Here is a 14,413-nt window from a genome sequence, read left to right as displayed (position 1 = left end):
GGAGCTGGGCGCGACGACGCTGACCCTGGCGGTGCGCGAGCCGGCGCGGGCAGCGGAGACCGCCACGGCGCTGCGCTCCCACCCGGCGGCACCGACGGTCGCCGTGGTGCCCCTCGACGGCGTGGCCGACGTGGGCGACGTCGTCGTCTCGACCGTCCCCGCGGCCGCGCAGACCGACGACCTCGTCGCCCGGTGCGCCGGCGCGCCGGTCGTCTTCGAGGTCACCTACAACACCTGGCCCACGCCGCTCGTCGCCGCCGCCAGCGGCGTCGTGGTGTCCGGCCTGGACCTGCTCCTGCACCAGGCCTTCGCGCAGTTCGAGCAGTTCACCGGTAGGCCGGCGCCCCAGGCGGCGATGCGAGCCGCCGGCGAGGCCGCCCTCGCCACTCGCTGACGCACGCCGGGTCGAGACCACCGCACTGCCTCGTTGGTCGAGCCGGCGAGCCAGGTCCCCTCGTTGGTCGAGCCGGCGAGCGCCAGCGAGCCGTGTCGAGACCACCCGTGGTGCCGCTGGGAGCCAGGTGTCGGACCGGTGATCGTCCCTCCACAAGCGCGGCGGCGGGTTCGCGGGGACTGTCGGTGCCGGGTGCTTGAGTGGACTCATGACCAGCCCGGGCATCGACCTCGACACCACGCCGGACTCCCCGGCCGCGGTGTTGGCCGACCTGCGCACCCACCGCGAGACCGCCCGGGCCGCCGAGGTCCAGGTGATGGTGGACGCGATCGCCTGGGCGGCGATGCACTCCGTCGACTCCCTGGACCGGGCCGCGACCCTGCCGGGCACCGAAGGCTGTGTGGCGATCGCCGGTGAGGGTGCGCCGTTGGTGGCGGAGTTCGCCATCGCCGAGCTGGCCGCGGTGTTGGGTCGCTCCACCGACTCCGGCCGGATCTGGCTGGGGCAGGTCATGGAGTGCCGCTACCGGCTCCCTCGCATCTGGGCCGGGTTGACCGGTGGCCGGGTGCAGCCCTGGCAGGCCCGCCGCATCGCCGAGGCCACCCTCGGCCTGTCGTTCGAGGCCGCGGCATGGGTCGACCGGCACCTCGCGCCGGTGGCGCACAAGATCGGCCCCGCCCAACTGGATCGCACCATCACCGAGGCCCTCACCCGCTACGACCCCGACCGAGCTCAAGCCCAAGCCCAGGCCGCGCGGGAGTCGCGGTACGTCGCCGTCGACACCCGGCACGTCACCACCACCGGCTGCGTGCAGCTTTACGGCACCCTGGACCTGGCCGACGCCCTCCACGCAGTCGCCACCACCCTGGCCCGACTCGGCTCCACCGACTCCCTGGACGTGCGCCGCGCCAAAGCCCTCGGCGAGATCGCCCGCAACGACCACACCCTCCACCTCACCACTGACTCCGATGAGCAGACCGAGGAGCCGGGCGAAGCGCGGGTGCCCGTGCCGCGGCGCCAGGTGGTGCTCTACGCCCACCTGACGGTCAACAGCGACGGGGTGGATCCGTTCGTGCGGGTGGAGAACACCCGCAGCCTGATCACCCTGGAGCAGCTGCGTGAGTGGCTCACCATCCAGAACACGAACGTGATGGTGCGGCCGGTGCTCGACATGAACCAGCACGTCGAGACCACCGGCTACCAGCCCACCCACCAGCTCCGGGAGCAGGTGGCGCTGGTCAACGGGCGGTGCGTGTTCCCCCACTGCACCCGCCCCGCCCGGGGTTGCGACACCGACCACATCACCGCCCACACCGCTCGTGCCGCCGGCGGGCCGACCTGCTCCTGCAACCTCGCACCGCTGTGCCGACGCCACCACCGCATCAAGACCCACACCGCCTGGAGCTACGACCTCCTCAACACCGGCACCTATGTCTAGCGCAGCCCCCACGGCCTGATGTTCCACGTCGACCCCGAGGGCACCACCAGCATCGAGACCACTCGACATCCATCCCGCTCCTGACCCCGCCACCCACTCGGTAGGCGGGGCCATCGGCATGCCCGGGTGGTCTCGACACGGCTCGCTGACGCTCGCCGGCTCGACCAACGAGGCGGTGCGGTGGTCTCGACACGGCTCGCTGGCGCTCGCCGGCTCGACCAACGAGGAACGCCGGCTCGACCAACGAGGAACGCCGGCTCGACCAACGAGGAAGGCCGGCTCGACCAACGAGGAACGCCGGCTCGACCAACGGAGAACGGCACCTCGACCGGCCGGCGGCGGGCGTCGCTACAGTCCGGCCCATGGATCTCGACGGCGGCCGCATGCTGGCCGCGCTGGTCGTCGCGCTGGTGTGTGCCGTCCTCGGACTGGCGGTGCCGTGGCTGATCGCCCGGTTGCCCGAGCCGACGCCGGACCCGGGCGAGGATCCCGCCGACTTCCCGGACAAGGTGCCGTACGCCGAGCTCGGCGCCCGCCGGCAGCTGCGCCTCCGTAGCGCTGCGGCCTGTGGCACTGCCGGCGCACTCCTGGGTGCCGCACTCGGCTGGAGCTGGGCGCTGCCCTGGCTGGTCTTCCTGGTGCCGGTGTGCTGCGCGCTCACGGTGATCGACTACGTGACCTGGTACCTCCCGACGCGGCTGATCGCGCCGTCGTACCTCGTCGTGGGCGCGCTGGTGGCGCTCGGTGCCGTGGCCACCGGCGACGTCCGGGTGCTGCTGGCCGGCGTGCTGGGGGCGATCGGCCTGGGCGCCTACTACGGCCTGCTGTGGTTCATCAGCCCGCGGATGATGGCCTTCGGGGACGTCCGGCTGGCCGGTCTGCTCGGCCTGGCGCTCGGACCGTTCGGGACGGGCACGGTGATCCTCTCGGTGCTGCTCGCCGGTGTCATCGGCGTGCTCGGCTACCTCCCGCTGCGGTGGGTCGGGAACGCCATCCGGCGGCACGTCCCGTTCGGCCCGTTCCTCGTGCTGGGCGCGCTGGGTGCCGTCGTCCTGGGACAAGCGCTCGCCGCCGCCTGAGGGCGTGGGAGACTGACGCCATGCTGCGTTGGCTCACTGCGGGCGAGTCCCACGGCCCCTCCCTGGTCGCCATCCTCGAGGGACTGCCCGCCCACGTCCGGATCACCTCCGACGACATCGGCGACTCCCTGGCCCGCCGCCGCCTCGGCTACGGCCGCGGCGCCCGGATGAAGTTCGAGCAGGACGAGGTGACGCTCGTCGGCGGCGTCCGGCACGGTGAGACCCAGGGCGGCCCGGTGGCGATCCAGGTGGGCAACACCGAGTGGCCCAAGTGGGAGACCGTGATGAGTGCGGACCCGGTGGACCCCGAGGTCCTCGCCGGGCAGGCCCGCAACGCCCCGCTCACCCGCCCCCGCCCGGGTCACGCCGACCTGGCCGGCATGCAGAAGTACGACTTCGACGACGCCCGCCCGATCCTGGAGCGCGCCTCGGCTCGCGAGACCGCGGCCCGCGTCGCGCTCGGCCGGGTGGCGAGCAACTTCCTCGAGCAGGCCGTGGGCGCCCGCATCGTGTCGCACGTGATCGAGCTCGGCGGCGTGCGTACGCCGGGCACCGAGCTCCCCGGTCCCGACGACGTCGCCCGTCTCGACGCCGATCCGGTGCGCTGCCTCGACGCCGACGGCTCCAAGCAGATGGTCGAGCGCATCGACGAGGCCCACAAGGACGGCGACACCCTCGGCGGAGTCGTCGAGGTCGTCGTGCACGGGCTGCCGCCGGGCCTCGGCTCGCACGTGCACTGGGACCGCCGTCTCGACGCGCGGCTCGCCGGTGCGCTGATGGGCATCCAGGCCATCAAGGGCGTCGAGGTGGGCGACGGCTTCGAGCTGGCCGCCACTCCTGGCAGCCGGGCCCATGACGAGATCGTCCCGACCTCGGAGGGCATTCGGCGAGCGAGCGGTCGCAGCGGTGGCACCGAGGGCGGCATGACCACCGGCGAGATCCTCCGCGTGCGCGCGGCGATGAAGCCCATCGCGACGGTGCCCCGGGCGCTGCGCACCGTCGACGTCGCCACGGGCGAGGAGTCCGTCGCCCACCACCAGCGCTCCGACGTGTGTGCGGTGCCGGCCGCCGGCATCGTCGCCGAGGCGATGGTGGCCCTGGTGCTCGCCGACGCGGTGCTGGAGAAGTTCGGTGGCGACTCGGTGGCCGAGACGCGACGCAACGCCGAGTCCTACCTGGCGAACCTGCGTTACTCATGAGGCCGCGGGTCGTCCTGGTCGGCCCGATGGGTGCCGGCAAGTCCACGGTCGGGAGCCTGCTGGCCGAGCGGTGGGGCGTCACGGTGCGCGACACCGACACGGACATCGAGGCGGTCGCCGGCAAGCCGGTGAGCGACATCTTCGTCGAGGACGGCGAGGCGGCCTTCCGCACTCTGGAGCGGCAGGCGGTCGCGGCGGCGCTGGCGACCCACGACGGCGTACTGGCTCTCGGCGGCGGCGCGGTGCTCGACCCCGGCACGCGGGAGCTGCTGCACGGCCACCGGGTCGTCTACCTGCGCGTCGGGCTGGCGGATGCCGTCAAGCGGGTCGGTCTCGGCACCGGCCGGCCGCTCCTGCTGGGTGACGCCGGTGGGATCCGCGCCCGGGTGCGGCAGCTGCTCGACGAGCGCGCCCCGGTCTACGAGGCCGTCGCGACGGAGGTCGTCGACACCGACGGCCGTTCCCCGGCCGAGGTGGCCGACCTCATCGAGGAGGAGCTGACGTGACCACCCTGCATGTCGGAGGGGCGTCGCCGTACGACGTCCACATCGGCCGTGACCTCGCCGACCGGCTGCCCGGGATCCTGGGGGAGCGGGTCGAGCGGGTCGCGCTGCTCTACGCCGGCGAGCTCGGCGCGCAGGCCGAGCGCGTCGCCCGCGCCCTGCAGGACCACTACGACGTCCACGGCTTCGGCCTGCCCTCGGGTGAGAACGCCAAGACGGCCGACGTCGCCGTCCAGTGCTGGGAGGCGCTGGGCGAGGCGGGCTTCACCCGCTCCGACGCCGTGGTGACCTTCGGGGGCGGCGCGACGACCGACCTGGGCGGCTTCGTGGCAGCCACCTGGCTGCGCGGCGTGCGGGTCGTGCACGTGCCGACCACCCTGCTGGCGATGGTGGACGCCGCGGTCGGCGGCAAGACCGGCATCAACACCGGCGCCGGGAAGAACCTGGTGGGCTCCTTCCACGAGCCGGCGGGCGTGCTGTGCGACCTGGCGACGCTCGAGACGCTGCCGCGAGACGAGCTGGTCGCCGGACTCGGGGAGGTCGTCAAGTGCGGCTTCATCGCCGATCCGGTCATCCTCGAGCTGGTCGAGCGCACCGATCCCGCCGACCTCACCCCCGACTCTCCGGTGCTCGCCGAGCTGATCGAGCGGGCCATCCGGGTCAAGATCGACGTCGTGGTCGCCGACCTCAAGGAGCAGGGCGGTGCGGACGGCCACCCCGGCCGCGAGGTCCTCAACTACGGCCACACGCTCGGCCACGCGATCGAGAAGCACGAGCGCTACACGATCCGCCACGGCGAGGCGGTCGCGATCGGCTGCTGCTACGCCGCGGAGCTGGCACGGCTCGCGGGCCGGCTCGACGACGCGACGGCGGCCCGGCACCGCAGCGCCTTCGCGCGGGTCGGCCTGCCCACGACGTACGCCGGCGCCGGCTTCGACGAACTGATCGGCGCGATGCGGGTCGACAAGAAGGCGCGTGGCTCGCAGCTGCGGTTCCTCGTCCTCGACGGGCTGGCGAAGCCCGGCATCCTCGCCGGACCGGACGAGAGCCTGCTGCGGCAGGCGTTCGAGGCGGTGGCCCGATGAGTCACCGCGGCCCCGTCCTGGTTCTCAACGGCCCCAACCTCGGGCGGCTGGGACGCCGGCAGCCCGAGATCTACGGCGCCACCACGTACGACGAGCTGGTCGAGCTGTGCAGGCGGTGGGGCGAGGAGCTCGGCCTGGAGGTGGAGGTGCGCCAGACCAACTGGGAGGGCGCCCTGCTGGACTGGCTCAACCACGCCGCCGACCATCAGACGCCGGTCGTCCTCAACGCCGCCGCCTGGACGCACTACTCCTACGCCCTCTACGACGCCTGCGCCCAGCTCACCGCGCCGCTGGTGGAGGTGCACATCAGCGCCCCCTCGAAGCGGCCGGAGGAGTTCCGGCACACCTCCGTGGTCTCCCCGCACGCCGTGCGGGTGATCGAGGGGCACGGGATCGACGGCTACCGGATGGCGCTGGAGACGATCGCCTCGTCCTGACCGGGCGCGGCCGCCGCCAACGGCACGATCCAGGCCGGCAGGAACGCCTGGGTGAGCGGACCGATCGCCAGCGCGAAGAGCACCGTGCCGAGCCCGAGCGGGCCGCCGAGCAGCACACCGATCACGACCACGCTCACCTCGAGCGCGGTGCGCACCAGCCGGATCGACAGTCCGGTGCGGCGGACCAGGCCCGTCATCAGTCCGTCCCGCGGCCCGCGGCCGAACTGGGCGCCGATGTACATCGCCGTGGCCAGCGCGCACAGCAGCACACCGCCGACCAGCAGCGCGAGCCGCGCCACGAACGCGTCCGGCCGGTCGACGAGCGCCAGCGTGGCGTCGGCGGAGGGGCCGATCATGAGAGCGTTGGCGACGGTCCCGATGCCGGGCATCTCCCGGAGCGGGATCCACAGCACCATCACCAGCGCGGCCGTCAGCACCAGGGCGCCGCCCAACGTGAGCGGCAGGTGCTCGGCCAGTCCCAGGTGGAGCACGTCCCAGGGCGCCACACCGAGCGAGCCGCGCACCATCAGCCCCAGTGAGACGCCGTAGAGCACCAGCCCGACGAGCAGCTGGGGGAGCCGGCGGCCGAGGCGGCCGGCGCGGAGCTGGGCGATCGGTCCGAGGTCGGCGAGCGCGGGGCGGCTGGTCATGATGACCAGCCTGCCGCCGAAGTGGACTGTTCGAAAATAGCCAATTGTGGAAGAGTGGCCTGCATGACGCGGTCCATCTCCGCCAGCCGGCTGGCGACCCTCGTGGCCGGCTTCAGCCGCACTCCGGCGTACGCCGGTCTCGCGGAGAGCCTGGTGCTGCTCATCGGTGACGGCCGGATCGGGCTGGAGACCCGGCTGCCGAGCGAGCGCGACCTCAGCATCGCGCTGGCGGTGTCCCGGACCACGGTGACACGCGCCTACGCGACCCTGGTCGAGAGCGGCTACGCCGAGGCCCGTCGCGGCGCCGGCACGTTCACCCGGGTGCCCGGTGACCGCCGGCGCGCCCACGATCGGGCGCTGATGCCGGGCGGAGGTGGGGACGCCGTCATCGACCTCAACTGCGCCGCCTCCTCGGCGCCGCCCGGCCTGGCCGCGGCGTACGCCAGCGCCGCGGTCACCGACCTGCCGGCCTACCTCGGCGGTCACGGCTACTTCCCGGCCGGGGTGCCGGACCTGCAGGAGGCGATCGCCGCGACATACGCCGCCCGCGGGCTGCCCACCCGTCCGGACCAGGTGATGGTGACCGCGGGGGCGCTGGCCGCGTCGGCGCTCGTCGCCCAGGCGTTCGCCACCCGCGGGTCACGGGTGCTGGTCGAGACGCCGACCTATCCCAACGGCGTGGACGCGCTGCGCAGCGCCGGAGCACGGCTGTCGGGCCTTCCGGTCGCGCCGGACGGATGGGACCTCGACGGACTCCGGGGGACCCTGCGCGAGACCCGCCCGGCGCTGGCGTACCTCATCCCCGACTTCCAGAACCCGACCGGCCTGGTCATGAGCGCCGCGGAGCGCGAACGTGCCGCCGCGGCCCTGCGCTCGAGCGGCACCGTGCCGATCGTCGACGAGGCGCACCAGGCGCTGTCCCTCGACCCCCTCGACGACGACCCGATGCCGCCACCGTTCGCGAGCTTCGCGCCTACCGCGATCACGATCGGCAGCGCGTCCAAGGCCTTCTGGGGCGGGCTGCGCATCGGCTGGGTGCGAGCTCCCGACCGGGCCGCCATGACCGCGCTGACGCACGCCCGGGTGCGGCTCGACCTCGGCGCGCCCGTCCTGGAGCAGCTGGTGCTCGCCCGGCTGCTGGCCGAGCCGGGACCGGTGGTCGACGCCCACCGCGAACGGCTCCGCGAGCAGCGCGACGCGCTCGTGGGTGCGGTGCGCGAGCGGCTGCCCGAGTGGCGCTTCCGGACGCCTCGCGGCGGGCTGTGCCTGTGGTGCCGGCTGCCGGAGCCGGCCGCCACCGACGTGGCTGTCGAGGCGGAGCGCCGCGGCGTGGTGGTGGCCCCCGGCCCGGTGTTCGCGCTCGAGGGCGGGCTCGACCACTTCGTCCGGATCCCGTGGATCCGGCCGGCCGAGGAGCTGCGCGCGGCGGTGGACGTGCTCGCGGCGTCGTGGGAGGCCGTCCGAGGCCGGCGGGTCGGCGCCGTGCGCCGTACCGACCGGGTGATCGTCGCCTGATTCGTCCGCTTCCGGAGCGCGCCGATAGACTTTCCCGCTGTTGCCCGCCCGGCGGGCGCTCCTTGACATCTCCACGACCTCGACACGACGAAGAAGGCTGGACGCGCGTATGGCAACCACGAACGACCTCAAGAACGGCATGGTTCTCAACATCGAAGGCGGCCTGTGGCAGGTCGTGGAGTTCCAGCACGTCAAGCCCGGCAAGGGCCCGGCCTTCGTCCGGACCAAGCTCAAGAACGTCGAGAGCGGCAAGAACGTCGACAAGACGTTCAACGCCGGCACCAAGGTCGAGACCGCGACGGTCGACCGCCGCACCTACCAGTACCTCTACAACGACGGCACGAACTACGTCTTCATGGACACCTCGACCTACGACCAGATCGAGGTCGGCCCCGAGCTCGTGGGCGACGCCGCCAACTACATGCTCGAGAACACCGACGTCATCGTCGCCACCAACGAGGGCCGCGTGCTCTTCGTCGAGCTCCCGGCCTCGGTCGAGCTCGAGGTCACCTACACCGAGCCCGGTGTCGTCGGCGACTCCGCCACCGGCCGCACCAAGCCCGCCACGCTCGAGACCGGCCACGAGATCCAGGTCCCGCTCTTCATCGAGCAGGGCGAGAAGATCAAGGTCGACACCCGCGACGGCGGTTCCTACCTCAGCCGCGTCAAGTCCTGATGGCTGCCCGCACCAAGGCCCGCAAGCGCGCGCTCGACCTGCTCTTCGCGGCCGAGGCGCGGGGTACGACGGCCCTGGAGCTGCTCGACAGCCAGATCGCCGAGGGCGCCGAGCCGAACAACCCCTACACCGAGACGCTGGTGCGCGGGGTGGCCGCCGAGCAGGCCCGGATCGACGAGCTGCTGGCGACCTACGCCAAGGAGTGGACGCTGGACCGGATGCCGGCGGTGGACCGCAACGTGCTCCGGCTCGGCGTCTGGGAGCTGCTCTACAGCACCGACGTCCCCGAGGGCGTGGCGATCAGTGAGGCGATGTCGCTGGTGCGGGACCTGTCCACCGACGACTCCCCGCAGTTCGTCAACGGCATCCTCGGCGCGATCCAGCGCGACAAGGGCTCGCTGGTCTGACAGCGGCCCCGCCGACGCCGACAGGCGCCCATCCCGACGGATGGGCGCCTGTTGCGTTCTCCACACCTGCTCCGAACGCCGGACACCCATACAGGTATGGCCATACAGTGCTGGGCGCGAGTCGGACGCGTGTCGCGTCCGCACGAACGAGGAAGGCATGTGCATGTCCCAGATCCCGTCCAGCACCGAGCAGGGCGCCAACCCGAAGGCGGCCACGAAGGCTGCGAAGGCCTACGCGAAGGCGTCGCGCCCGTGGTACCGGAAGAAGCGGTGGTGGCTGGTCGCCGTCGTCGCGATCATCGTCATCGCGGTCGCCGCCGGCGGCGGTGGCTCCGACGATGGCCCGACCGTCGTCGACGACGCCGGCACCAGCTCCAGCTCCGACACCGGCCCCGAGACCAGCGCCGACGCGCCCGCTGAGGACGCCAAGCCCGGGACCGAGGGCAACCCCGTCGCGGTGGGGCAGACCGTCGAGCTGGCCGGGACGCGGTACACGGTGAAGAAGGCCGCGACCTCCTCCAACGTCGGCGGCGAGTTCGGGACCAACGCCGACGGCGTCTTCGTGGTCGTCACGCTGACGATCGAGAACAAGAAGAACGAGACCAAGACCTTCATGTCGTCGGCGGCCAAGCTGGTCGCGACCAACGGAACCGAGTACTCGACCGACGACGACGGCTCGATCTACGCCGAGAACCCGCTCATCCTGGAGGACATGCAGCCGGACCTGCCGAAGACCGGCGTCCTGGTCTTCGACGTGCCGGCCGACAGGGTCAAGGGCGCCCTGCTGAAGGTGAGCGACCTCTTCGGCGACGGTGACGCCTACATCGCCCTCGGCCTGAGGTAGCCGACGCCTGTTTCGCGACCGCGCCGCCCGGATACCGGGTCGACTCCAAGAACACCGGGCGACACGGAAGGAGACCCCTCATGGGTGAGCAGGACAAGCTCGACAACTTCGCCGAGGAGAAGTTCGGCGAGGCCAAGGAGGCTGTCGGCAAGGCGTCCGGCAACGAGGACCTCGAGGCCGAGGGCCAGAAGGACCAGACCAAGGGCAGCATCAAGCAGGCCGGCGAGAAGATCAAGGACGCCTTCAAGTAGGAGTCCCCACCGTCGGCGGGCGACCGCGGGGGACGGTTGCGATGGCGGCTAGCGTCGAACGCATGCGTGCCGTCGTCTACACCGAGACAGGTCCCTCGTCCGTGCTGCGCCTGACCGAGCGCGACGTGCCCGAGCCGGGCCCGGGAGAGATCCGGGTCCGGCTCGTGCGCGCCGGGGTCAATCCGACCGACTGGAAGTTCCGCGCCGGCGGCATGCCGGGCGGCATGAGTCATCCCGAGGTCACGCCCGGTCAGGACGGTGCCGGCGTGGTCGACGCCGTCGGCCCGGGCGTCACCGCCCACGAGGTGGGCACGCGGGTGTGGCTCATGCTGGTGCAGCACGGCCAGCCCCACGGCACGGCGGCCGAGTACGTCGTCGTACCGGCCTGGAAGGCGCAGCCGCTGCCCGAGGCCGCGTCCTACGACCTCGGCGCCGCGCTCGGTGTGCCCGCGGTGACCGCCCACCGGGCCTTGACGAGCGGCGACGTCGAGCGGCTGTGGCCGGGTGCCATGGAGGGGCTGACCGTGCTGGTGGCGGGCGGCGCGGGCGCCGTCGGCAACGCGGCGATCCAGCTGGCCCGGTGGGCGGGTGCGACGGTGATCGCCACCGTCAGCAGCGACGAGAAGGGTGCGCTGGCCGTCGCCGCGGGTGCCCATCACACCGTCAACTACCGGGTCGGCGACCCCGCAGCCGAGATCGCGGCGATCACCCAGGGCGGCGTCGACCAGGTCGTCGAGGTCGCGCCGGCGCAGAACGACGACCTCGACCGGAAGGTGCTCCGCATCGGCGGCACCGTGGCGATCTACGCCAACAACGGCGGCGACGAGCTCACGCTCCCACTCCGTGCGACCTTCTCGAAGAACCTGCGCTACCAGTTCATTCTCCTCTACACCCTCGACGACCACCTGCTGCGTGCCGCCGCCGAGGACGTGACGGCCGCGGTCGCCGCCGGCGCGCTGCGGGTGGGCGAGACGGCCGGCGCCCCGCTGCACCACTTCTCCCTGGCGGAGGCGGCCGCCGCCCACGACGCGGTCGAGCAGGGCGCGGTCGGCAAGGTGCTGCTCGACATCGCCGGCAGCTGACCCGTCCGCGCCGTCATTTCTCCGCCGGGCGGCACAGTGTGGCGAAAAGTCGGTGAGCGACCGGGCCTTCGCCACTAGCCTTTCCGCCCGGGAGGATTGATGGACATCAACGTGCTCGGGCCGGTCGAGGTCCGCGCGGGGGACCAGACCGTGGACGTCGGCTCGCGCCGGCACCGCCAGGTGCTGGCGGCGCTGCTCGTCGACACCGGCACGGTCGTGTCGGTGGACACCCTCGTCGAACGGGTCTGGGGCGACGCCGGGGCGTCGGCGGGGAGCGTCCACGCGATCGTCTCGCGCCTGCGCGCGCGGCTCGGGGACGCGGTCATCGTGACCCACGCGCCCGGCTACCGGCTCGATCTCGCCGGGCATCGGCTCGACGCCGAGGTCTTCGCGCGGCGGCTGACCGAGGCGCGCGGTGAGCCGGACGCCGCGCTCGCTCGCACCGCCGTCCGTGAGGCGCTCGGTCTGTGGCGGGGACGTGCGTACGCCGACATCGAGCTGCCCTTCGCGGAGGCGGAATCCGAGCGGCTGGAGCGGCTGCGCCTCTCCGCCCATGAGCTGCTCGCCGAGCTGGACCTGCGCCTGGGACGTCACGCCGACGTCCTGGAGTGGCTGCCCGACCTGGTCCGGCAGCACCCGCTGCAGGAGTCGCTGCGGGCGCTGCTGATGCTCGGCCTCTACCGCGCCGGTCGGCAGGCCGACGCGCTCGCGACCTACGAGGACGCCCGGCGGGCGCTGGCCGAGGAGCTCGGCATCGACCCGGGGCCCGAGCTGCGACGGCTGCACGAGCGCGTGCTGCGGCAGGACCGGTCACTGACCCTGCCCGCGGCGTCCCCGGCCGCGCCCGAGCGCCCGCGGCGCACCCCGCTGGTGGGTCGCGAGGAGCAGCTCGCGGAGATCGACCGGGCGGTGGCCCGGGGGCTGGCCGGTGAGCCGACGGTGGTCGCGGTCACCGGCGAGGCCGGTATCGGCAAGACCCGGCTCGTCGAGGAGGCGGTGGCCCACGCGTCCGGCGCGACCGTCGGCTTCGGGCGCTGCTGGGACCACGACGGGGCGCCCGCGTTCTGGCCGTGGGAGCAGGCGCTCTCCGACCTGGTGGCCGCTGTCGGCGTCGAGCTGGCCCGCGCCGCGGCGAGCGGGCGCGCCGAGCCCGTCGCCCTGCTGGTGCCCGCGCTCGGCCCCGCCCCCACCGTCCCCGGCACCGCGTCGGTCGCCCGCGCCCGGCTCTACGACGCCGTCGCGGCGTTCGTGGAGACGCTCGCGGCGCAGCGGCCCGTGGTGCTCGCGCTGGAGGACTTCCACTGGGCCGACCAGGAGTCGGTCGAGCTGCTGGAGTACGTCGTCACCACCGTCCGGAGCGGGCGGCTGGTCATCGTGGTGACGGTCCGCGACCCCAGCGAGCTGGCCGCCACCGCCGGCGACGACGTCGTCGCCGCGCTCGCCCGGCGCCCCGGCGGCGTACGCCTCGAGCTCACCGGGCTCACCGTCCCCGCCGTCCGGGAGCTGGTGGCCGGTCGGACCGGTGTCGAGGTGAGCCTTGACGTCGCCCACGGGCTGCGGGAGCGCACCGAGGGCAACCCGTTCTACGTCAGCGAGCTCGCCCTGCTGTACGGCGAGGAGCGGCGCCGTTCCGGGGCGGCCGGGATCCCGGTCCCCACGAGCGTGCGGGCCGTCATCGAGCGGCGCCTGCGACACCTGTCGGGGGAGGACGTGGACGTGCTGGTGGCCGCCGCCGTAGTGGGCCGCACCTTCGACCTGCCGCTGCTCGCCGAGGTGACCGGCCGCTCGCGGCTGGAGCTGGTCGAGGTGCTGGACCGCGGCGTGGCGGCCGGGGTGCTCGACGAGCACGGTGTCGGTGCCGAGCAGCGCTTCACCCACGCCCTGGTGCAGGAGACGTTGGTGCTCTCGGTCGGACCGATGCGCCGAGCGACGCTCCATGCGCAGATCGCCCGGGCGCTCGACGCCCGCCACGGGGCCGACGGGGCGCATGCCGCCGCCATCGCGCACCACTACGCCGCGGCCGGGCCGGTGGGTGACGTGGTGCGGGGCGTGGAGCTCTCGATCGCGGCCGCGTCCTCCGCAGCGACGCGGTTCGCCCTCGGCGAGGCCGAGCGCAACCTGCGGCAGGCGCTCGCGCTGGTCGCCTCGGCGCCGGCGGCGGAGGCCAAGCTCCTCGAGCTCGAGCTGCGGGTGCGGCTCGGGTCGCTGCTCACTCTGCGGTACGGCTACAACGGCGCCGGCGTGGCGGAGGAGCGCCGCCGCGCGCTCGCGCTCGCGGCCGACACCGACTCGTCGGGCCACCTGCTCTCGGCGCTGTGGGGCACGTGGGGCAACGCGCTCGTCTCGGGCCGGTTCGACGAGGCCGAGAGTGTCATCGAGCAGATCGAGCAGGCCGTCGCGGTCACCGGTGACGCCGACCTGCGGCTCGCGCTGCACGTCGCCCGCGGCCAGACGGCCTGGCACCGGGGCCACCTGGCGGCCGCGCGGGCCGACCTCGAGCGGGCCGTCGTCCTGGCCGAGGAGGCCGGGGACGCGCTCGACCTGGAGGTCTGGCTGCAGCACCCGGGTGTGCAGGCGCGGGGCTGGCTGGCCGTGGTGCTCGGCATGCTCGGTGAGATCGAGGAGTCCGACACGGTCGCCGCCGGCACCGACGAGCTGGTGGAGAAGGTCGGCCATCCGTTCAGTGCCGCCTATGCCGACATCCTCGAGGGGCTGCGGACGATCTGGCTGGAGCGGCCCGAGAAGGCGCTCGAGCTCGGCGACCGCGGCATCCGCGACTCCGAGCGCCAGGGGTTCGCCCAGGCCCGCGCGTTCGCGCTGCTCCCGGCCGGATGGGCGCGTGGACGGCTCGGC

Annotated in this window: 14 protein-coding genes and 1 pseudogene; 14 read left to right on the top strand and 1 reads right to left on the bottom strand. The window is 73.4% G+C overall.

Features of this window, described 5'->3' with window-relative positions:
- The 7 genes and pseudogenes from VGE38_RS07715 to VGE38_RS07685 form a co-directional block, all read left to right on the top strand.
- Positions 1-394: pseudogene (locus VGE38_RS07715) on the top strand (shikimate dehydrogenase); the annotation flags it as partial.
- A gap of 208 nt (positions 395-602) precedes the next feature.
- On the top strand, positions 603-1,832 hold the full coding sequence (locus tag VGE38_RS07710) for an HNH endonuclease signature motif containing protein (RefSeq protein WP_331141951.1): 1,230 nt from the start codon (positions 603-605) through the stop codon (positions 1,830-1,832).
- Positions 1,833-2,194: 362 nt separating this feature from the next.
- Positions 2,195-2,911, top strand: coding sequence for an A24 family peptidase (locus VGE38_RS07705; protein WP_331141950.1), 717 nt, complete (start codon positions 2,195-2,197; stop codon positions 2,909-2,911).
- A 20-nt stretch (positions 2,912-2,931) separates the two neighbouring features.
- On the top strand, positions 2,932-4,110 hold the full coding sequence (aroC, locus tag VGE38_RS07700; protein WP_331141949.1) for a chorismate synthase: 1,179 nt from the start codon (positions 2,932-2,934) through the stop codon (positions 4,108-4,110).
- The gene (locus VGE38_RS07695; protein WP_331141948.1) at positions 4,107-4,616 is read left to right on the top strand and encodes a shikimate kinase; all 510 of its coding nucleotides are present in this window, start codon (positions 4,107-4,109) and stop codon (positions 4,614-4,616) included. The genes aroC and VGE38_RS07695 overlap by 4 nt, the downstream gene beginning before the upstream one ends.
- Entirely contained in the window at positions 4,613-5,698 is a 1,086-nt protein-coding gene (aroB, locus tag VGE38_RS07690; RefSeq protein WP_331141947.1) for a 3-dehydroquinate synthase, read from the top strand. Before VGE38_RS07695 ends, aroB begins: the two co-directional genes overlap by 4 nt.
- Entirely contained in the window at positions 5,695-6,135 is a 441-nt protein-coding gene (locus VGE38_RS07685) for a type II 3-dehydroquinate dehydratase (RefSeq protein ID WP_331141946.1), read from the top strand. The genes aroB and VGE38_RS07685 overlap by 4 nt, the downstream gene beginning before the upstream one ends.
- On the opposite strand, the gene yczE is transcribed toward VGE38_RS07685, so the two are convergent.
- The gene (gene yczE, locus VGE38_RS07680; RefSeq protein WP_331141945.1) at positions 6,099-6,785 is read right to left on the bottom strand and encodes a membrane protein YczE; all 687 of its coding nucleotides are present in this window, start codon (positions 6,783-6,785) and stop codon (positions 6,099-6,101) included. The two genes, VGE38_RS07685 and yczE, sit on opposite strands and share 37 nt — an antisense overlap.
- A gap of 63 nt (positions 6,786-6,848) precedes the next feature.
- On the opposite strand from yczE, the gene yczR reads away from it, so the two are divergent.
- From yczR to VGE38_RS07645, 7 genes are all read left to right on the top strand, one after another.
- Positions 6,849-8,300 carry a MocR-like transcription factor YczR gene (gene yczR / locus VGE38_RS07675; RefSeq protein ID WP_331141944.1) on the top strand — a complete coding sequence of 484 codons (1,452 nt, stop codon included), beginning with the start codon at positions 6,849-6,851 and terminating at the stop codon, positions 8,298-8,300.
- A 109-nt stretch (positions 8,301-8,409) separates the two neighbouring features.
- Positions 8,410-8,976 (top strand): elongation factor P, encoded by a 567-nt coding sequence (efp, locus tag VGE38_RS07670; RefSeq protein WP_331141943.1) that lies wholly within the window; start codon positions 8,410-8,412, stop codon positions 8,974-8,976.
- Positions 8,976-9,383 (top strand): transcription antitermination factor NusB, encoded by a 408-nt coding sequence (gene nusB, locus VGE38_RS07665; RefSeq protein WP_331141942.1) that lies wholly within the window; start codon positions 8,976-8,978, stop codon positions 9,381-9,383. The genes efp and nusB overlap by 1 nt, the downstream gene beginning before the upstream one ends.
- Positions 9,384-9,546: 163 nt before the next feature.
- The gene (locus VGE38_RS07660; RefSeq protein WP_331141941.1) at positions 9,547-10,227 is read left to right on the top strand and encodes a DUF4352 domain-containing protein; all 681 of its coding nucleotides are present in this window, start codon (positions 9,547-9,549) and stop codon (positions 10,225-10,227) included.
- A gap of 80 nt (positions 10,228-10,307) precedes the next feature.
- Positions 10,308-10,478 (top strand): CsbD family protein, encoded by a 171-nt coding sequence (locus tag VGE38_RS07655; protein WP_331141940.1) that lies wholly within the window; start codon positions 10,308-10,310, stop codon positions 10,476-10,478.
- A gap of 62 nt (positions 10,479-10,540) precedes the next feature.
- Positions 10,541-11,560, top strand: coding sequence for an NADPH:quinone reductase (locus VGE38_RS07650; protein ID WP_331141939.1), 1,020 nt, complete (start codon positions 10,541-10,543; stop codon positions 11,558-11,560).
- A gap of 99 nt (positions 11,561-11,659) precedes the next feature.
- Positions 11,660-14,413, top strand: a 2,754-nt coding sequence (locus VGE38_RS07645) for an ATP-binding protein (protein WP_331141938.1), incomplete at its 3' end; no start/stop codon positions are given.

It is taken from the genome of Nocardioides sp. (genome assembly GCF_036405735.1).
Lineage (GTDB): Bacteria > Actinomycetota > Actinomycetes > Propionibacteriales > Nocardioidaceae > Nocardioides.
The sequence above is the reverse complement of the archived record's forward strand: the minus strand, read 5'-3'. Positions and strand labels throughout refer to the sequence as shown.